The sequence below is a fragment of the Pseudoxanthomonas dokdonensis genome (assembly GCF_001431405.1).
In the GTDB taxonomy this organism is placed as follows: Bacteria; Pseudomonadota; Gammaproteobacteria; order Xanthomonadales; family Xanthomonadaceae; genus Pseudoxanthomonas_A; species Pseudoxanthomonas_A dokdonensis.
In genome coordinates, this window is sequence record NZ_LDJL01000004.1 from 411968 (window position 1) to 429980 (window position 18013).

Annotated in this window: 16 protein-coding genes and 1 other RNA gene; 12 read left to right on the top strand and 5 right to left on the bottom strand. The window is 64.3% G+C overall.

The genetic code is table 11. The features are described 5' to 3' along the window. The first annotated feature begins 40 nt into the window (after nucleotides 1–40). From ABB29_RS05015 to ABB29_RS05030, 4 genes are all read left to right on the top strand, one after another. Nucleotides 41–1846 carry a copper resistance system multicopper oxidase gene (locus tag ABB29_RS05015; protein ID WP_057657496.1) on the top strand — a complete coding sequence of 602 codons (1806 nt, stop codon included), beginning with the start codon at nucleotides 41–43 and terminating at the stop codon, nucleotides 1844–1846. Beyond that, nucleotides 1843–2784, top strand: coding sequence for a copper resistance protein B (locus tag ABB29_RS05020; RefSeq protein WP_083487483.1), 942 nt, complete (start codon nucleotides 1843–1845; stop codon nucleotides 2782–2784). The genes ABB29_RS05015 and ABB29_RS05020 overlap by 4 nt, the downstream gene beginning before the upstream one ends. A 395-nt stretch (nucleotides 2785–3179) precedes the next feature. Further along, the gene (gene fucP / locus ABB29_RS05025; protein ID WP_057657497.1) at nucleotides 3180–4523 is read left to right on the top strand and encodes an L-fucose:H+ symporter permease; all 1344 of its coding nucleotides are present in this window, start codon (nucleotides 3180–3182) and stop codon (nucleotides 4521–4523) included. Between the two features lie 467 nt (nucleotides 4524–4990). After that, complete coding sequence (locus tag ABB29_RS05030) at nucleotides 4991–6115, top strand: Fic family protein (protein WP_057657498.1); 1125 nt, start codon at nucleotides 4991–4993, stop codon at nucleotides 6113–6115. 134 nt (nucleotides 6116–6249) lie between these two features. Here ABB29_RS05030 and ABB29_RS16550 read toward each other — a convergent pair whose 3' ends face one another. Continuing rightward, on the bottom strand, nucleotides 6250–6465 hold the full coding sequence (locus ABB29_RS16550) for a hypothetical protein (RefSeq protein ID WP_211260676.1): 216 nt from the start codon (nucleotides 6463–6465) through the stop codon (nucleotides 6250–6252). 38 nt (nucleotides 6466–6503) lie between these two features. On the opposite strand from ABB29_RS16550, the gene ABB29_RS16555 reads away from it, so the two are divergent. Further along, the gene (locus tag ABB29_RS16555) at nucleotides 6504–6773 is read left to right on the top strand and encodes a hypothetical protein (protein ID WP_211260677.1); all 270 of its coding nucleotides are present in this window, start codon (nucleotides 6504–6506) and stop codon (nucleotides 6771–6773) included. A 15-nt stretch (nucleotides 6774–6788) separates the two neighbouring features. Here the strand turns inward: ABB29_RS16555 and ssrA are convergent. Beyond that, nucleotides 6789–7142: a transfer-messenger RNA gene (gene ssrA, locus ABB29_RS16055) on the bottom strand. Nucleotides 7143–7299: 157 nt separating this feature from the next. On the opposite strand from ssrA, the gene ABB29_RS05040 reads away from it, so the two are divergent. After that, entirely contained in the window at nucleotides 7300–9843 is a 2544-nt protein-coding gene (locus ABB29_RS05040) for a S8 family peptidase (protein WP_083487485.1), read from the top strand. A 16-nt stretch (nucleotides 9844–9859) separates the two neighbouring features. Here the strand turns inward: ABB29_RS05040 and smpB are convergent, their stop codons facing one another. Next, nucleotides 9860–10348: an SsrA-binding protein SmpB gene (gene smpB / locus ABB29_RS05045; RefSeq protein ID WP_057657499.1), complete on the bottom strand. Its 489-nt coding sequence runs from the start codon at nucleotides 10346–10348 to the stop codon at nucleotides 9860–9862. Nucleotides 10349–10388: 40 nt separating this feature from the next. Between smpB and ABB29_RS05050 the strand changes: the two genes are divergently transcribed. Together ABB29_RS05050 and ABB29_RS05055 are read left to right on the top strand one after the other, a co-directional pair. Continuing rightward, nucleotides 10389–10823: a type II toxin-antitoxin system RatA family toxin gene (locus ABB29_RS05050; protein ID WP_057657500.1), complete on the top strand. Its 435-nt coding sequence runs from the start codon at nucleotides 10389–10391 to the stop codon at nucleotides 10821–10823. Between the two features lie 9 nt (nucleotides 10824–10832). Further along, nucleotides 10833–11090 carry an RnfH family protein gene (locus ABB29_RS05055; protein ID WP_057657552.1) on the top strand — a complete coding sequence of 86 codons (258 nt, stop codon included), beginning with the start codon at nucleotides 10833–10835 and terminating at the stop codon, nucleotides 11088–11090. Between the two features lie 159 nt (nucleotides 11091–11249). Here the strand turns inward: ABB29_RS05055 and ABB29_RS05060 are convergent, their stop codons facing one another. After that, nucleotides 11250–11642 (bottom strand): outer membrane protein assembly factor BamE, encoded by a 393-nt coding sequence (locus tag ABB29_RS05060; protein WP_057657501.1) that lies wholly within the window; start codon nucleotides 11640–11642, stop codon nucleotides 11250–11252. A 103-nt stretch (nucleotides 11643–11745) separates the two neighbouring features. On the opposite strand from ABB29_RS05060, the gene fur reads away from it, so the two are divergent. After that, nucleotides 11746–12147 carry a ferric iron uptake transcriptional regulator gene (fur, locus tag ABB29_RS05065; RefSeq protein WP_057657502.1) on the top strand — a complete coding sequence of 134 codons (402 nt, stop codon included), beginning with the start codon at nucleotides 11746–11748 and terminating at the stop codon, nucleotides 12145–12147. Nucleotides 12148–12434: 287 nt separating this feature from the next. On the opposite strand, the gene recN is transcribed toward fur, so the two are convergent. Then, complete coding sequence (gene recN, locus ABB29_RS05070) at nucleotides 12435–14102, bottom strand: DNA repair protein RecN (protein WP_057657503.1); 1668 nt, start codon at nucleotides 14100–14102, stop codon at nucleotides 12435–12437. Between the two features lie 119 nt (nucleotides 14103–14221). Between recN and hrcA the strand changes: the two genes are divergently transcribed. From hrcA to dnaK, 3 genes are all read left to right on the top strand, one after another. Next, nucleotides 14222–15271 (top strand): heat-inducible transcriptional repressor HrcA, encoded by a 1050-nt coding sequence (gene hrcA, locus ABB29_RS05075; RefSeq protein WP_057657504.1) that lies wholly within the window; start codon nucleotides 14222–14224, stop codon nucleotides 15269–15271. A gap of 43 nt (nucleotides 15272–15314) precedes the next feature. Next, nucleotides 15315–15833 carry a nucleotide exchange factor GrpE gene (grpE, locus tag ABB29_RS05080; RefSeq protein WP_057657505.1) on the top strand — a complete coding sequence of 173 codons (519 nt, stop codon included), beginning with the start codon at nucleotides 15315–15317 and terminating at the stop codon, nucleotides 15831–15833. 173 nt (nucleotides 15834–16006) lie between these two features. Then, nucleotides 16007–17929: a molecular chaperone DnaK gene (gene dnaK, locus ABB29_RS05085; protein ID WP_057657506.1), complete on the top strand. Its 1923-nt coding sequence runs from the start codon at nucleotides 16007–16009 to the stop codon at nucleotides 17927–17929. The last annotated feature ends 84 nt before the right edge of the window (nucleotides 17930–18013 follow it).

The window sequence follows — 18013 nt, forward strand, 5'->3', positions numbered from 1 at the left end:
CGCGGTCGTGGTCTGATTGATGTCATCCATGGAGTCTCACATGTCTTCTCTTCCTACTGGCGGCCGTTACGGTGCCGCCAGCTGTTCACGTCGCCGATTCGTGCAGGGCCTGGCCGCTGGTGGCGTGATCGCCGGCCTTGGGCTGGCTCCCGGCAGTGCCTGGTCTGGTGCGCGCGCGCCGCGCATGCAGCAACTCAGCGGCGATCAGTTCGATCTGGTCATTGGCGAAACCCCGGTGGACTTCACCGGTCGCAGCCGCACCGCGATCACCGTCAATGGCTCGCTGCCGGCGCCGTTGCTGCGATGGCGCGAAGGCAGCCAGGTCGAACTGCGGGTCAGCAACGCCTTGCCGGCCGGATCCATCCATGGCCATTCGACCTCGATCCACTGGCACGGCATGATCCTGCCGGCCAACATGGATGGCGTGCCGGGCCTGAGTTTCGACGGCATCCACCGTGGCGAAACCTGGCGCTACCGGTTCGATGTCAACCAGAATGGCACCTACTGGTACCACAGCCACTCCGGTTTCCAGGAGCAGGCCGGCCTGTACGGCGCCATCATCATCGACGCCGCCGAGCCGGAACCCTTCAGTTATGACCGAGAACACGTGGTGCTGTTGTCGGACTGGACCGATCTCGATGGCGCCGCGCTGTTCAACCGGCTGAAGAAGATGGCGGCCTATGATAATCATTCGATGCGCACACTGGCCGATTTCGCCGCCGATGTCGGCCGCTCCGGATGGACGTCCACGCTGCGGGATCGCGGCGCGTGGGGGCGGATGCGGATGACCCCGACCGACCTGTCCGACGTCAACGCCAACACCTATACCTACCTGATCAATGGCACCACCGGCCTGGGCAACTGGACCGGGCTGTTCCGCAGTGGCGAGAAGGTCCGGCTGCGCTTCATCAACGGCTCGGCGATGACCTATTTCGACGTCCGCATCCCCGGTCTGAAGATGACCGTGGTCGCCGCCGATGGCCAGTACGTGCATCCGGTCAGCGTCGACGAGTTCCGGATTGCGGTCGCCGAGACCTTCGATGTCATCGTCGAGCCCAGCGGCCAGGACGCCTTCACCATCTTTGCCCAGGACATGGGCCGCACCGGCTATGTCAGCGCCACGCTGGCAGTACGCGAGGGCTTGCGGGCGCCGGTCCCGGCGCTGGATCCGCGACCGATCCTGAGCATGGACGACATGGGCCATGGCGGCCATGCCGGTCACGCTGACATGCAACACGCCGCCGGTCACGACATGGCATCGATGAAAGGCATGGAAGGCAGCTGCGGTGGCCACATGCAGATGCCGATGCCATCGGCTGCGATGCAGACGCATCCGGCCAGCGAACAAGGCAATCCACTGGTCGACATGCAGACAATGTCACCGACGCCGCGGCTGGACGATCCCGGCATCGGCCTGCGCGACAACGGCCGCAGGGTGCTGAGCTATGCCGATCTGAAGAGCACTTTCGACGATCCCGATGGTCGCGAACCCGGCCGCGAAATCGAACTGCACCTGACCGGGCACATGGAAAAATTCGCCTGGTCGTTCGACGGCATCAAGTTCGCCAGCGCCGCTCCGCTGCGCCTCAACTATGGCGAGCGCATGCGCATCGTGCTGGTCAACGACACCATGATGACCCATCCGATCCATCTGCACGGGCTGTGGAGCGATCTGGAGGACGAGAACGGCCGCTTCCAGGTGCGCAAGCACACCGTTGACATGCCACCGGGGACCCGCCGCAGCTACCGGGTCCGTGCCGACGCACTGGGGCGCTGGGCCTATCACTGCCATCTGCTGTACCACATGGAATCGGGGATGATGCGGACGGTGGAGGTGCGCGAATGAGCCTGCCTCCATATCCGCGGCTGGTTGCGGGTGTACTGCCGCTGCTGGCGGCATTGTCGGTGCCGGCCTGGGCCCAGCAACACACAGAGCATCAAGCGCATCAGTCCAGCTCCACGCCTGCCGAGGCAGCGGCCCACGATCACGCAGCGCATGCGCAGCCAACCTTATCGTTGTCCACGGATCCGGGCGAAAGCCATGCCGGTCACGGTGGACAGGAAGCAGCCAAACCACTGACGCCGATCCCGTTGCCCAGTGACGCTGATCGTGCTGCCGCATTCGCACCGCTGGCGCCGATGCATATGCACGGTGACGGCCTGCACAGCTACTGGCTGACCGATCGGCTGGAAGTCTGGGATGCCGATGAAGGCCGCGGTTGGGGCTGGGAAACCAGCGCCTGGGCCGGTTCCGACCTCAACCGTGTGTGGCTGCGCAGCGAAGGCGAAAGCGTCGATGGCAAGCTCGAGTCGGGCAACCTCGAACTGCTGTACGGACGCAGCGTGTCGGCCTGGTGGGACGTGGTCGCCGGCATCCGCCATGACTTTGGTGAAGCCGCCTCGCAGGACTTCCTGGCCATTGGCGTGCAGGGCCTGGCGCCGTACAAATTCGAGGTCCAGGCCACTGCCTACATTGGGGAAGACGGGCAGGGCGCGTTCAATTTCGAGATCGAATACGACACGCTGCTCAGCAACCGCTGGATCCTGCAGTGGCAGGCGGAAGTCGAACTGTACGCCAAGGATGATGCGGCTCGCGGTATTGGCCAGGGCCTGGCCAGCAGCGAAGCCGGTGTGCGCCTGCGTTATGAAATCAGCCGCCAGTTCGCCCCGTACATCGGCGTGTCGTGGGAGCGCCAGTACGGCAACACCGCTGACTTCAGTCGTAGCGAAGGCGCCGACCGCGATGCAGTCCACTGGGTTGCCGGGGTCCGGTTCTGGTTCTAAAGCGGTTGCAGGCAACACCCTGCGGCGGAGCACGGTGCCTGGCACCGTGTTCTGGACCTGCGGAACCGCCACTACTACGACGACAAGAGCCCAGCCGGCGGCGTTGCGCGGGGCAGGGGGAGCCGCAGGATCCGGATAGCTGAGCTCACCGGTGTGGCGGCCCCGCCGCGATACCGGGTGGTCGATACGGTCGATTCGCGCGGGTGCGGGCAGGCCTTGCGCAGGGGGTGTCCGCAGTGGGTGCGTGTTTACGGTAACCAGTCGCCGCCACAGAGCCGCCGACAACTTGTACTATCGCAGCGGGGGGCGCCTGCATGCGGGGAAAGCAGCGGCATGCCGCGCACCTGATCATTGATCCTCGTTTCCCACCTTCATTCGCTGAGAAGCATCCATCCATGCCAAGCGCACCTATTCCGCAAGCTGCCCGTCCATCGTCATCCCTGCCCGAGGTCACACCCCGTGCGGCGCTGGCGGTGGTCACCACCATCTTCTTCATGTGGGGCTTCCTGACCTGCCTCAACGACATCCTGATTCCGCACCTGAAAGCGGTGTTCGAACTCAACTTCGCCCGCGCGATGCTGGTCCAGTTCACCTTTTTCGGTGCCTACTTCCTGATGTCGCTGCCGGCCGGTTGGCTGGTGGCGCGGCTGGGCTACAAGAAGGGCATCATCGCCGGACTGGTGATCGCCGGCATCGGCGCACTGGGCTTCTGGCCGGCGGCCGAACTGCGCATCTACGAGGCCTTCCTGGCGGCGTTGTTCGTGCTGGCGACCGGCATCACCGTGCTGCAGGTGGCGGCCAATCCGTATGTGGCGCTGCTGGGACCGGAGCAGACCAGCTCCAGCCGGCTGACCCTGGCCCAGGCACTCAATTCGCTCGGCACCGCAATCGCGCCGTGGATTGGCGGCATGCTGATCCTCGGCAACACCGTGCAGAGCGCCGACCAGATCGCGGCGATGCCGGCGGCCGAGCAACTGGCCTACCGCGCCCAGGAAGCGCATTCGGTGCAGGGGCCATATATCGGCCTGGCGGTGGTGCTGTTCCTGCTGGCGGCGTTCGTATACCTGTTCCGGCTGCCGGCGCTGCGCGGCACCACCGAGCAGGCCGACCCGGTCAAGCACACCCTCGGCGATGCACTGCGCCATCGCCACGTGCGCTTTGGCGTGCTGGCAATCTTCTTCTACGTCGGTGCCGAAGTCGCCATCGGCAGCTTCCTGGTCAACTACCTGTCGCTGCCGTCGATCGGCAATTTCAGTGAGCAGCAAGCCTCGCGCTACGTCTCGATCTACTGGACCCTGGCGATGGTCGGCCGCTTTGCCGGCTCGGCGATCATGGTCCGCTTCTCGCCGCGCAAACTGCTGGCGCTGTTCGCGACAGCCAACATCGTGCTGCTGGCGGTGACCCTGCTCGGCAGCGGCGCGGTGGCGATGTACAGCGTGATTGGCGTCGGCCTGTTCAACTCGATCATGTTCCCGACCATCTTCGCCCTCAGCATCGAACGCCTCGGCCCGCTGACCAGCAAAGCCTCCAGCCTGCTGATCATGGCCATCGTCGGCGGCGCCATCGTGCCGTACCTGCAAGGCGTACTGGCCGACCGCATCGGCCTGCACGCCTCGTTCCTGCTGCCGCTGCTGTGCTACGGCTACATCGTCTTCTACGGCATCTCCGGCTCACGCCTGGACCCGGCCACGCTGCCGCAACCGCAAGTGGAACCGGAACCGGAAGCGCAGACGGTCTGAAAGAAAAACCCCCAACCGTTGCCGGTTGGGGGTTTTGAACCGGAACCACAGACCGACAGAAACACAAAGGGCCTGGAGGCTATCCAGGCCCTTTGTGTTGGTGGCGGGTCAGCACCCCGCACCAAACGACTATTGAAAGTACGGAATTGAAACGCTGCGGGCTGCTGCGAATCCGTGCAAACCGGGCCAAAAGCCTGCCGATGTGCTATTCGGCACCGGACGTTCGAACAGGTTTTTCGCTCTGATGGGTCACCGAAAAGGCTGCTCAACCTCATCCGCTCTCCGAAGCCAGTTCAAATCCGGAAGCGGGAATCGAAGCCGCGTCCGATGCCACTACCAATAATCCCCCTACTTACACCCATCCCTAGGACAAGGTGATCCGCGATGCGGCGAATAGTGTCCACATTCACCGCACAAGCTGCGGAGATTGACTTGCGCATGCGGAGATTGCGCCCCATAATCTCCGCATGAATAGCGGCGATTACAAATACATCTGGCAGGCCAGCGACTGGCCGGCTTGGCGCTTCGACCTGGCGGTACTGGCTGGACCCATGGCCGAGGTCAGTCGTGCCCAGGGTCTATTGATGGGGCGTCTGGCCGACGTCGGCCTGGCATTACGTGACCAGGCGATCCTCGCGGCGCTCACCGAGGACGTAGTCAAGACCAGTGAGATCGAGGGCGAGCAACTCAACGTCGAATCCGTGCGTTCGTCCATTGCCCGCAGGCTGGGCGTGGACATCGGCGCGCTCGCTCCGGTAGATCGCCACGTCGAGGGCGTGGTCGAGATGGTGCTCGACGCCACCGTCAACTGTCATGCACCGGTGTCGCGTGAACGTCTGTTCGGCTGGCATGCCGCACTGTTTCCCACCGGCTACTCAGGTCTTTCCAAGCTCAAGGTCGGCGGCTGGCGTGACGATACCAGTGGCCCGATGCAGGTGCTGTCTGGCCGGATTGGCCGACAGCGTGTGCATTTCGAGGCACCGCCAGCTGACCGTTTGGAAGTCGAAACCAGCCGTTTCCTCGACTGGCTGAATGGCACATCGAACGAACCGCCGCTGCTCAGGGCCGGCCTCGGCCACCTGTGGTTCGTCACCTTGCACCCGTTCGATGACGGCAATGGTCGTATCGCCCGGGCTATTGGCGACCTGCTGCTGGCGCGTGCCGACGGTAGCCCGCAGCGCTTCTACAGTTTGTCGGCGCAGATCCAGCGCGAGCGCAAGGCGTACTACGACATCCTGGAGCGGACGCAGAAGCGTTCGATGGACGTCACCGAGTGGCTTGCGTGGTTCCTCGATACCCTCCATCGCGCCGTCGACCAGGCACAGCACACGCTCGATGCCGTGCTGACCAAGGCGCGGTTCTGGCAGCGCTGGGCGACCACGCCTTTGAACGAGCGACAGGTGAAGTTGCTCAACAAACTGCTCGACGGCTTCGAAGGCAAGCTCACCAGCAGCAAGTGGGCGGCCATTGCCAAGTGTTCGCCGGACACGGCTCTGCGTGACATCAACAATCTACTGATGCGGGGCGTGCTGCGCAAATCGGATGCGGGTGGGCGCAGTACCAGCTACGAACTGAACGATCTGCCGGAGTAGCTGCGTTCCCAAGAATTACCTTGGCTCGTCGGCGGAACAGCGCCTTCATGGACTCCTGCCAACTCATTCGGAAGGGGACCAAGATGGAAGTCGTATACATCAACCAAAAACAACTGACCGCACCCGCTCCTGGATCAGACGATCCAGCGCCTTATGGACCTGCGGCCGAGCCCAGCGAACACGGCATCCTTCAGTTCCTCGACCTCCGCCGCGAAGTTCTCCAGCAGGTATTTCCTAAGCAAAGGGTGCTTAGTCATGTCCGGTGAGCCACGGTAATCGTCGCCCTTGACGAACACCGGATAGCGCAGAAGGGAGGTGGTCTGCACCAGTTGTCGCGAGCTGGAGAACATGCCGAATCGCTCAGGCCGAGCCACTTGTGAAAGCCGCAATGGTTGAGCTGATTGATCAGGTTGCTCCGCAACGGATCGCCACTGAAGGCGCCGACGCTCTTGGCAGCCTGGATCGCTTCCGTGCTGGACTTGCCCGCCTGAAGTGCGCGCCGCGCCTCGTTGCTGGCATTGACCATCTGGGTGGGGCCCGGCGTGATCCCGACCAGAACGTCCTTGCACCGGGGTTGATTACGCGAATGGCAAATGCATATCCGCACCACGATCCATACAAAGACAAAGGCCGCCATAAAGGCGGCCTAAGTTGCTGATTTAACAGCGTTTGTTGGTGGAGGTGGGCGGAATCGAACCGCCGTCCGAAGGTACTCCATCCCCGGCACTACATGCTTAGCGTTCCGTTAGATCTCGTCGCCGGGCAGCACGGCACGCAAAGCGCACCCGGAAACCAGCCTGTTTCGGTTAAGCCATGACTGACAGGCAGCCGTCACAGCCGGTTCCGTGATAATGACCCTACATCCACGAGCACGGGCACAAGTGGGTTCGGGGCTTACGCCTTAAGCGGCGAGAGCGTAGTTGTCGTCGTTGGCAACTAAAAGTTTGCTACTGGATTAACGAGGAAAGTCGCCCCCTCGGCATGCGCCAAGCAATTTCGCAACCCCCGTCGAAGCCAGTGCACCCCCGGGAATCAGATTTCGCTGACCGACACAGTGTAGGGGCGGGGATGGCTGCTCACAAGTGTGCGGGCGGTACCGGTCACGGCGGCTTCACCTGATCCACCATGGCCTGCGACGGTTGGCCGATACGTTGGCCTGGACGACAGCAGCAGGAGCGACCCCCATGGCAGCCAGGAAGACCCCCTCCAAGAACGCCCGCAAACGCACGCCCAGCAAGGCTGGCACGTCCGCTGGCGGCACCACCGGCGCGGCGGACAAGCGCGCAGGGCCGCGCACGCCGGCGGCCAGGCCAGGGCGCAAGACGGTGGACAAGCCCGCCGCGAAAACGCGTCGCCGTGGCGGCAGCACCAAGGCCAGCGCAGAAGCCGTCGACGCCAGCACCTCGCCAGCAGCCTTGATGACGATGGCGCAAGGGCAGGCCCGCACCGTCATCTATGTGCACGGTATCGGCAACAAGCCCCCGGCCGAAGTGCTGCGGCGACAGTGGGACAACGCCTTGTTCGGTCGCGGCATGGGCGAACGCACGCGCATGGCTTACTGGGTCAACCGGGTCCGCTACCCGACCCCGGAACCGGGCACGGCGGGTGAGCGCGATGAGGGACCAATCCTCAACCAGGCCGAAGCACGCGTGCTGACCGCGTTGGGGCTGGACCCGGCCCAGCGCAATCTGGACGAGCTGGCCGACGAGATCGCCGACAGCGAGCGGGAACGCCTGTTGCTGCAGCAGATGCTGGCCGAGCTGGAGGTATCGGCGCCACTGCCGGGTTCGCCAGCAGCCAAGGGCGTGGCCGGCTTCCTCAACCGTGCCCTGTTGAAGATGATTTCGGCGGCGTTGTTGCAGGACGTGCACGACTTCTTTTTCGTCAAGGCGCGACGCGAGGCAATGCGACAAAGTTTGAAGGAACGGATGAATGCGGGTGGCGGGCCATTCGTGGTGGTCGCGCACAGCCAGGGCTCGATGATCGCCTATGACGTGTTGCGCGAACTGGCGGCCGAGCAGTACGAGGTGGCGTTGTTCGTCACCCTGGGCTCGCCGCTGGGGCTGCCCAGCGTGCGCAGCATGTTCAAGCAGTGGAGCGGCAAGCGGAAGCTGCAGTTTCCCGCCTGCGTGCGGCGCTGGGTCAACGTCGCCGATCATCTGGATCCGGTGGCGCTGGACGAGGATCTGGGCAACGACATCGCCGGCGCCAACGGGCGCTTTGTCAACGTCGATGGCGCACGCATCAATCCGGACTGGCAGCAGAATCCGCATTCCGGTTCCGGCTATCTGTCGATCCCGCAGGTGCGCAAGGAAGTGCGTGACGTGGTCGGCGTCGGCTTCGATCAGCCGGTCTCCAACACGGTGTTGCTGAAGGACCTTTCCGACCGGCTGGAAGCGATGGGCCCGGCGCACCGCCATGATGTGTTGATCGAACTCGACAAGCTGGCGCTGGATGGCGAGGTCGACCAGGTACGCGCGGCATTGCTGGCGCGGATCCGGCAACTGGCGCGGCAGACCACCGGCCTGTCCGGCGAGCAGCTGGACGATGTGATCGAACTGGAAGACAGCCTGCATCGCTTCGTGTCGGCGCGGTTGACCCGCTTTGAAGTCGAAACCCTGCGCAATGACTACCAGCAACTGAGTTTCAAGCGGCTGTGGCGTGATGCGGCCAAGAGCGCTCTGCTCAACCAGTCGCGCAGCGTCATCCATGCCGATGCCGCTCAGGCGTCGTACCACGCGCTGGGACAGAAGATTGGCTGGGCGGTACTGGACACCGGCATTGCCGCCGATCATCCGCACTTCCATTCCGCCGGCCAGCATGATGTGGTCCTCGCGCAGTGGGACTGCACCCGCCGCGGCAAAGCAAAAAAACTGCAGCGCGGCGATGGCGAGGTGTTCGCGCGAATGGATCGCAATGGCCATGGCACCCACGTCGCCGGGATCATCGCCGGCCAGTGCATCGCGCCGATACCCGGCCAGCCGGATCCGCTGCAGTTCTGCGGCATTGCCCCGCAGGCCAGCCTGTACGGGTTCAAGGTGCTGGACGACAACGGCAATGGTCGCGATTCGTGGATCATCAAGGCGGTGCAGCAGGTCGCCGAGATCAACGAGCAGGCCGGGCAACTGGTCATCCACGGCATCAACCTGAGCCTGGGCGGCTACTTCGATGTCGAAAGCTATGGTTGCGGATTCACCCCGTTGTGCAACGAGCTGCGCCGGCTATGGCGACAGGGCGTGGTGGTGGTGCTGGCGGCCGGCAACGAGGGACTGGCGTGGCTGGTGCAGAGTGATGGCCAGCCGTATCCGCTGAATGTCGATCTGAGCATCGGTGATCCGGCCAACCTGGAAGAAGCCATCGCGGTTGGCTCGGTGCACAAGAGCAACCCGCACTCGTACGGGGTGTCCTATTTCTCCTCGCGCGGTCCGACCGCCGATGGCCGTGGCAAGCCGGACGTGGTCGCGCCGGGCGAGAAGATCATCTCGGCGCATTACGATTTCCGCGCCGACGATCCGGGCACCTGGGTGGTCGAGATGAGCGGCACCAGCATGGCGGCGCCGCATGTGTCGGGACTGGTGGCCGGGTTCCTGTCGGTGCGGCGCGAGTTCATTGGTTTCCCCGACCGGGTCAAGCAGTTGCTGCTGCAACACGCCACCGATATCGGCCGCGACGCTTACGCGCAGGGCAGGGGCGTGCCCAACCTGATGCAGATGCTGGCGGCGACCTGAGTTACCGCCGCCGGACTCAGGCGTCGCGGTTGTGGCGACGCATGACCCGTGATTTCTCGCGTTCCCAGTCGCGGTCCTTGCTGGCCGCGCGTTTGTCATGCGACTGCTTGCCCTTGGCCAGCGCCAGCTCGGCTTTGACCTTGTTGCCTTTCCAGTACAGCGCCGTGGGGATGACGGTATAGCCATCGCGCTCGACCTTGCCGACCAGAACGTCGATTTCACGCCGGTGCAGCAACAATTTGCGGGTGCGCCGGTCGTCGGCCACCACGTGGGTGCTGGCTTGCAGCAGCGGGGTAATCTGCGCACCGAACAGGAAAATTTCACCGTTGCGGATGGTTGCGTAGCTCTCGCCGATGTTGGCCCGCCCGGCGCGAATCGCCTTGAGCTCCCAGCCCTGCAACGCCAGTCCGGCCTCGAAACGTTCCTCGAGGTGGTATTCGTGGCGGGCGCGTTTGTTCAACGCGATGGTGCCGGTTGCTTTATTCTTGTCAGGTTTCTTGGCCATCCGTCCATTGTCGCCGAAGGCGTAAATACAAGCGAGTCCAATGCCCATCATTCGCAGAAGTGCACTGGTCGAACATGCCGCCAGCCGGATGTTCGACCTGGTCAACGACGTTTCCGCCTATCCGCGCCGGTTTGACTGGTGCAAGCAGGCGCAGGTCCAGGAATCCTCCGACAAGCACATGGTGGCACGGCTGGACCTGGGCCTGGGCGCGCTGAGCACCTGGTTCACCACCCGCAACACCCTGGACCGCCCGCATCGCATCGACATGCAGCTGGTCGACGGACCGTTCCGCAAGCTGCACGGGCAATGGGATTTCCATGCGCTCGACGAAAGCGCCTGCAAAGTGCTGCTGACGCTGGAGTTCGAGCCCGGCAGCCGGCTGCTGTTGCCGGCGATGACATTGGGTTTCCAGGCGCTGGCCGACCGGATGGTCGATGATTTCGTCCGCGTGGCCGACCGCGCCGACGACGAATGAGCGCTCGTGCTGGAGATTGAAGTCATCCGCGCCTGGCCGCACCGGCATGAGGCGCGGCAACTGCGGTTGCCAGCCGGCACTACCGTGGCCCAGGCACTGGCCGCCTGCGGCTGGGCTGATGACCCGGAAATCAGCGGTTACGCGGTGTTCGGGGTAGCGGTCGATGCCGACAGGGTGCTTCAGGCTGGCGATCGTCTGGAACTACTGCGACCGCTGCAGCTGGACCCGAAGGAAGCGCGCCGGCGCCGCGCCAGCAAGCCGCGCTGAGTAACGCGCCGGCTATTGGCAGGGCTGCTTGCGGATGGGGTTGCTGGCACTGGCAGCGGCGTGGCCGGACCACGGCGCCGCGGCCCGGTCAGACCGCGCAGTCGGGTCATGCATGCATTCGATGGAACAGAAGGCCGGCCAGTACGACCGGCAGCACGGTCAGCCGCCGCGACCCTTCTTTTTATCCTTGGCCAGGTTGGGGCCGAACTTGCGCACGTCCCTGCTCAACTCCAGGTCGTTTTCCGGGAAGTATTCGCCTTCCCAGTTGCTGACCACGTCATTCTCGAAGAACACCGTGAGGTTCTTGACCTCGGTGGTGCCGCGGCGATTGGTGCGCTCGCTGGCGGTGTAATCCCAGCGCTGGGCGTGGAACGGATCGGCCACCGACGGCGTCCCCAGCAATGCCTGCACCTGCTGCTTGCTCTGGCCTTTCTGCAACTGGGCCACGTTGCTTTCTTCGAGCAGATTGCCCTGGTAGATCGGTTGTTTGTACAGGATGCCGCAGCCGGAAGTGGCGGTAGCTAGGACGGCGACCAGCAGGAATTTGCGCATGAGAGGCATACAGAATGAAATCACACCGATGATACACTTCCCGCGACCGCCGCAACCAAATGACAGGCAGCTGGCGCTAAACCGACTATGAACGGAGACGCCAATGGAATCTCAAGACCTACGCAAGGTTGGCCTGAAGGTCACCCACCCGCGGATGCGCATCCTGGAGCTGCTGGAAGCCAAGGCCTCGCGGCACCTGACCGCCGAGGACATCTACCGCCAGTTGCTGGATCACGGTGATGAAATCGGCCTCGCCACGGTCTACCGGGTACTGACCCAGTTCGAAGCGGCGGGTCTGGTGCTCAAGCACAATTTCGAGGGCGGCCAGGCGGTTTACGAGCTGGACCGCGGCCATCACCACGACCACATGGTCGATGTCGACACCGGCAAGATCATCGAGTTCGAAAGCGTCGAAATCGAGAAGCTGCAGCAGGAGATCGCCGACAGGCATGGCTACATCCTGGAAGAGCATTCACTGGTGCTGTACGTACGCAAGAAGCGCTGACCCGCCCCGTAGAGCGGAGCTTGCTCCGCTGCTTTTTGACGCTTCTTGAACAGGGTTCCGGTATTCCGCCAACGGCAGCGGAGCAAGCGGCGTTTTTGCGCGACGTTGCAGCAGCGGAGCGAGCTCTGTTTTCCGTGATTCTGCGCTAGCGGAGCAAGCTCCGCTCTACGTGATCCTGCGGTAGCGGAGCAAGCTCTGCTCTAGGTGATCCTGCGCTAGCGGAGCAAGCTCCGCTCTACGTGTCCTACGCTAGCGGAGCGAGCTCCGCTCTACGGCGGGGAGTGGGCTCAGGTGGCTGCCGCCAGCAGTTTGCGGGCCGCGGCGTGGGCTTCCTTGCTGACTTCGACGCCGCCGAGCATCCGCGCCAGCTCCTCTTCGCGCTGCTTGCTCGACAGCGCTTCAACCGCACTCTGGGTCATGCCTTCGACTGGTGCCTTGCTGACCCGGTAATGGGCGTGGCCCTGGGCGGCGACCTGCGGCAGGTGGGTCACGCACAGCACCTGGCGCTTGGCGCCGAGGGCGCGCAGCTTCTGGCCGACGATCTCGGCGACACCGCCGCCGATGCCGGAATCGACTTCGTCGAACACCATCGTCGGCACTGCATCCAGCCCCAGCGCGGCCACTTCGATGGCCAGCGAAATGCGTGACAGTTCACCGCCGGAGGCGACCTTGCGCAGCGCCCGCGGCGGCTGCCCGGCGTTGGCGGCGACCAGGAATTCCACCCGCTCGGCGCCGTTGGCATCGGGGCGCTCGCCCTCTATCGGCTCCAGCTGGATCTCGAACCGGCCACCGCCCATGCCGAGCTCGGCAATCAGCGCGGTGGTATCGGTGGACAGCGATTTGGCCGCGGCCTTGCGCGACTTGCCGAGCTTGTCGGCGGCCGCGCGCCATTGCTGCTTGGCTGCTTCGATCTCACCGTTGAGCTTGTCCAGCCGCTCACCTGCGCCGCGCAGGCTTTCCAGCTCGGCGGCAATGCCATCGCGGTGCGCCGCCAGCTCGTGCAGGGTGATGCGGTGCTTGCGCGCCAGATCATGGACCCGGCCCAGCTTGCGTTCCATCGACGCCAGTTGCGCCGGATCGCTGTCCAGATCGTCGCGGACCTGCGCCAGCAGGGCCAGCGCCTCATCGAGCTGGATGTTGGCGTTTTCCAGCAGTCCGTCGACATCGCTGAGCCGGCGATCGTGTTCGACCAGCCGCGCCAGCTCGTTGCGGGTCTGCTGCAGTTGCTGGCCCAGCGAAGGTTCCTCTTCACCGGACAGCCGCGCGTAGGCCAGGTCGCAGGCTTCGATCAGGGTGCTGGCATGCGCCTGCCGTTTGTGGCTGGCGACCAGCGCGTCGATCGCGGCCGGCTCCAGTTCCTCGCGTGCCAGCTCGGCCAGCTGGTGTTCCAGATAGTTGATGCGGTCGGAGACATCGCCCTGGCCGGACAACTGGTCGCGTTCGCGCAGCAGCTCCGACCACTGGCGCGCGGCCTGGGCCACCGCCACCCGCAGTTTGTCGTTGCGGGCATAGGCGTCGAGCAGCTGCAACTGGCTGGGCTTGGCCAGCAGCGCCTGATGCTCGTGCTGGCCGTGGATTTCGACCAGGGTGGCGGCCAGTTCCGAGAGCTGGGTCAGGGTCACGCTGCGGCCGTTGATCCAGGCCCGCGAACCGCCATCGGCGCGGATCACCCGCCGCAACTGGCAATGGCCGTCCTCGTCCAGCTCGTTGTCGCGCAGCCAGCGCAGGGCAGGGGAGGCGTCGGCCGGACTGAACTCGGCCGACAACTCGGCGCGTTCGGCGCCATGGCGGACCACGCCGCTGTCGGCGCGCAGGCCGGACAGAAAGCCCAGGGCGTCCACCAGCAACGACTTGCCGGCACCGGTTTCACCGGAGATGACCGTCATCCCGGCGCCGAACTCCAGTTCGGCGGCACGGACCACGGCAAAATCCTTGATCGCTAGATGAGTAAGCATGGGGCGCGATTGTACGGCCTGCCGGCGCATTTGCTGAGACTGGCGGTGAGGGTCAACTGGCGGATCGCGGGCAGCAGCCCTTTCTTGCAAAGCGTCGCCGGCGGCGTTATCTAGAGGACATGAACGATGCCCACGCCCGCCTGGACCCACGCGCCCGCCAGCTGCTGCGCACGCTGATTGGCCGCTACATCCATGATGGCGAACCGGTCGGCTCGCAGACCCTGCTGCGGCATGCCGGGCTGGACGTCAGCGCCGCGACCATCCGCAACATCCTCGCCGAGCTGGAGGAAGTAGGGCTGCTGAGCTCGCCGCACGCCTCGGCCGGGCGCATCCCGACCGCGCAGGGCTACCGGGTCTTCGTCGACAGCCTGTTGCAGGTCAAGTCACTGGGCAACAGCGAAGTGGCACGGCTGCGTTCGGAGCTGCCTGCCGGCGCCGGCACCCAGGCGCTGCTGGGCAGCGCGTCGGAGCTGCTGTCGGCGATGACCCATTTCGTCGGCGTGGTCAGTGCGCCCAAGCGCGAGCAGTTCGCCTTCAAGCACATCGATTTCGTGGCGCTGGATGGGCGCCGGGTGCTGACCATCCTGGTATTTGCCGACAACGAAGTGCAGAACCGGGTCATCGAAACCCGCGAGGTCTACGAGCGTTCGCAGCTGGAACGGATTGCCAACTACCTCAATGCCCATTTCGCCGGCCGCCCGCTGACCGACATCCGCGCCAGCCTGCTGCATGACCTGCGCGCCACCCGCGCCGAGATGGAAGGGCTGCTGGCGCAGACCCTGGACCTGGCCGAGCAGACCCTGGCCCCGGCCGGCGATGACATGGTCATGGCCGGGCAGACCAAGCTGATGGGGGTGCAGGATCTGTCGGACATGGACCGCCTGCGCGAGCTGTTTGAAGCCTTCGCCCGCAAGCGTGACATCCTGCAGCTGCTGGAGCGCACCATCCAGGCACCGGGCGTGCGCATCTTCATTGGCGAAGAGACCGGACTGGCGCCACTTGAGAACGTCTCGCTGGTGACCGCGCCGTATGGTTCCGGCGGCCAGGTACTCGGCGTCCTCGGTGTCATCGGGCCAACCCGGATGGCTTACCAGCGGGTCATCCCGGTGGTCGAAGCCGCCGCCAATATCCTTGGCGCAGCCTTGAAACCGGAAACCACGGCCCCATAGGTGGTTACATCACGCGGCAGGAGTCGCTGCGATGGAACCTGACATGAGCCAAAACGAACACGATTCAGACCTTGATCCGACCACCGGCGAGCCGGCCACCGACAATCCGCTGCAGTCGGAGCTGGAGACGCTGCGCAACGAACTGGACCAGTTGCGGGCTTCGTTCCTGCTGGAACGCGCCGACCTGGAGAACCAGCGCAAGCGGCTGGCCCGCGATGTCGAGATGGCGCGCAAGTTCGCCAACGAACGCCTGCTCGGCGAACTGCTGCCGGTCTTCGACAGCCTGGATGCCGGGCTGACCGCTGCCGGCAGCGAAGCCAGTCCACTGCGTGATGGCCTCGACCTGACCTACAAGCAACTGCTGAAGGTGGCGGCCGACAACGGCCTGAGCGTGATCGATCCGACCGGCCAGCCGTTCAATCCGGAACAGCACCAGGCCATCAGCCAGACCGATGCCGCCGGCGTGGCGCCGGGCAGCGTGGTGCAGGTATTCCAGAAGGGATATGTGCTCAACGACCGGCTGCTGCGGCCGGCGCTGGTCGTGGTCGCCAAACACGACTGACGCGTCAGCGGCGACAGGCTGGTTTTTTTGACCGGCCCTGAATCACCCGCCGCACGACGCTGCCATCGCCATACAAAAGGGCAGCGCCGGCTTGAATGTTCCACGCCGGCCCCCACATAGCTTCCATCAGCCGGGTTGTACCGGCCACAGACAGACATCACGGAGTCATTCACATGGGTAAGATCATCGGTATCGACCTGGGCACCACCAACTCGTGCGTGGCCATCATGGACGGCGGCAAAGCCCGCGTCATCGAAAATTCGGAAGGCGATCGCACCACGCCCTCCATCGTCGCCTACACCAAGGACGGCGAAGTGCTGGTGGGTGCCTCGGCCAAGCGCCAGGCGGTCACCAATCCCAAGAACACCTTCTACGCGGTGAAGCGCCTGATCGGCCGCAAGTTCACCGACGCCGAAGTCAAGAAGGACCTGGACCTGGTCCCGTACAGCATCCTCGCCCATGACAATGGCGATGCCTGGGTGGCGACCAGCGAAGGCCGCAAGATGGCACCGCAGGAAATCTCCGCCAAGGTGCTGGAGAAGATGAAGAAGACCGCCGAAGCCTATCTTGGCGAGACCGTCACCGAGGCCGTGATCACCGTGCCGGCCTACTTCAACGACAGCCAGCGCCAGGCGACCAAGGATGCCGGCAAGATTGCCGGTCTCGACGTCAAGCGCATCATCAACGAGCCGACCGCCGCGGCACTGGCCTACGGCCTGGACAAGGGTGACACCCAGGATCGCAAGATCGTGGTGTACGACCTGGGCGGCGGTACCTTTGACGTTTCGATCATCGAAATCGCCAACATCGACGGCGAGAAGCAGTTTGAAGTGCTGGCCACCAACGGCGACACCTTCCTCGGTGGTGAAGACTTCGACGCCCGCGTCATCGATTACCTGGTCGAGGAATTCCAGAAGGACCAGGGCATCGATCTGCGCAAGGATCCGTTGGCCCTGCAGCGCCTGAAGGATGCTGCCGAGCGCGCCAAGATCGAGCTGTCCAGCTCGCAGCAGACCGAAGTCAACCTGCCGTACGTCACCGCTGACGCCTCCGGTCCCAAGCACCTCAACATCAAGCTGACCCGGGCCAAGCTGGAAGCGCTGGTCGAAGACCTGATCAAGAAGTCGATCGAGCCGTGCAAGACCGCGTTGAACGACGCCGGCCTGCGCGCCAGCGAGATCAACGAAGTGATCCTGGTCGGTGGCCAGACCCGCATGCCGAAGGTGCAGCAGGCGGTCGCCGAGTTCTTCGGCCGCGAGCCGCGCAAGGACGTCAATCCGGACGAAGCCGTGGCACTGGGTGCGGCCATCCAAGGCGGCGTGCTGGCCGGCGACGTCAAGGACGTGCTGCTGCTGGACGTGACCCCGCTGAGCCTGGGCATCGAGACCCTGGGCGGTGTGTTCACCAAGATCATCGAAAAGAACACCACCATCCCGACCAAGGCCTCGCAGACCTTCTCGACCGCCGAGGACAACCAGTCCGCGGTGACCGTGCATGTGCTGCAGGGTGAGCGCGAGCAGGCCCGCTTCAACAAGTCGCTGGCCAAGTTCGACCTGTCCGGCATCGACCCGGCGCCGCGCGGCATGCCGCAGGTGGAAGTGTCGTTCGACATCGACGCCAACGGCATCGTCCACGTGACCGCCAAGGACAAGAAGACCGGCAAGGAACAGAAGGTCGAAATCAAGGCCGGTTCGGGCCTGTCCGAGGAAGAAATCCAGCGCATGGTCCAGGACGCCGAAGCCAACCGTGAGGAAGACAAGAAGTTCCACGAGCTGGTGCAGGCACGCAACCACGCCGATGGTCTGATCCATGCCACCCGCAGCGCCATCACCGAGCACGGCAGCAAGGTCGACGGTGCGGTGATTGGTCCGGTCGAATCGGCCATCGCGGATCTGGAAACCGCGATGAAGGGCGATGACAAGGCGCAGATTGAAGCCAAGTCCAAGGCCCTGGAAGAAGCCGGCCAGGCCCTGTTTGCCGCCGCCGCGGCAGCCGACCAGCCCGCCGCTGATGGCCAGCCGTCTGGCAACGCGCAGGCCGAAGACGTGGTGGACGCCGAGTTCACCGAGGTCAAGGACGAAGAAAAGAAGTCCTAAGCGTCTGAAGTGGAAGCAGGGCCGGGGACCGAGGGTTCCCGGACCTGCTGTCCGTCTGTGTGGCCCCTGTTTTTTTTGAGTAAA

Bases quoted from the DNA above. Each gene is read 5' to 3' on its own strand.
- ABB29_RS05015 (WP_057657496.1), top strand. From the start codon at position 41: ATGTCTTCTCTTCCTACTGGCGGCCGTTACGGTGCCGCCAGCTGTTCA.
- ABB29_RS05020 (WP_083487483.1), top strand. From the start codon at position 1,843: ATGAGCCTGCCTCCATATCCGCGGCTGGTTGCGGGTGTACTGCCGCTG.
- fucP (WP_057657497.1), top strand. From the start codon at position 3,180: ATGCCAAGCGCACCTATTCCGCAAGCTGCCCGTCCATCGTCATCCCTG.
- ABB29_RS05030 (WP_057657498.1), top strand. From the start codon at position 4,991: ATGAATAGCGGCGATTACAAATACATCTGGCAGGCCAGCGACTGGCCG.
- ABB29_RS16550 (WP_211260676.1), bottom strand. From the start codon at position 6,465: ATGTTCTCCAGCTCGCGACAACTGGTGCAGACCACCTCCCTTCTGCGC.
- ABB29_RS16555 (WP_211260677.1), top strand. From the start codon at position 6,504: ATGGTTGAGCTGATTGATCAGGTTGCTCCGCAACGGATCGCCACTGAA.
- ABB29_RS05040 (WP_083487485.1), top strand. From the start codon at position 7,300: ATGGCAGCCAGGAAGACCCCCTCCAAGAACGCCCGCAAACGCACGCCC.
- smpB (WP_057657499.1), bottom strand. From the start codon at position 10,348: ATGGCCAAGAAACCTGACAAGAATAAAGCAACCGGCACCATCGCGTTG.
- ABB29_RS05050 (WP_057657500.1), top strand. From the start codon at position 10,389: ATGCCCATCATTCGCAGAAGTGCACTGGTCGAACATGCCGCCAGCCGG.
- ABB29_RS05060 (WP_057657501.1), bottom strand. From the start codon at position 11,642: ATGCGCAAATTCCTGCTGGTCGCCGTCCTAGCTACCGCCACTTCCGGC.
- fur (WP_057657502.1), top strand. From the start codon at position 11,746: ATGGAATCTCAAGACCTACGCAAGGTTGGCCTGAAGGTCACCCACCCG.
- recN (WP_057657503.1), bottom strand. From the start codon at position 14,102: ATGCTTACTCATCTAGCGATCAAGGATTTTGCCGTGGTCCGTGCCGCC.
- hrcA (WP_057657504.1), top strand. From the start codon at position 14,222: ATGAACGATGCCCACGCCCGCCTGGACCCACGCGCCCGCCAGCTGCTG.
- grpE (WP_057657505.1), top strand. From the start codon at position 15,315: ATGAGCCAAAACGAACACGATTCAGACCTTGATCCGACCACCGGCGAG.
- dnaK (WP_057657506.1), top strand. From the start codon at position 16,007: ATGGGTAAGATCATCGGTATCGACCTGGGCACCACCAACTCGTGCGTG.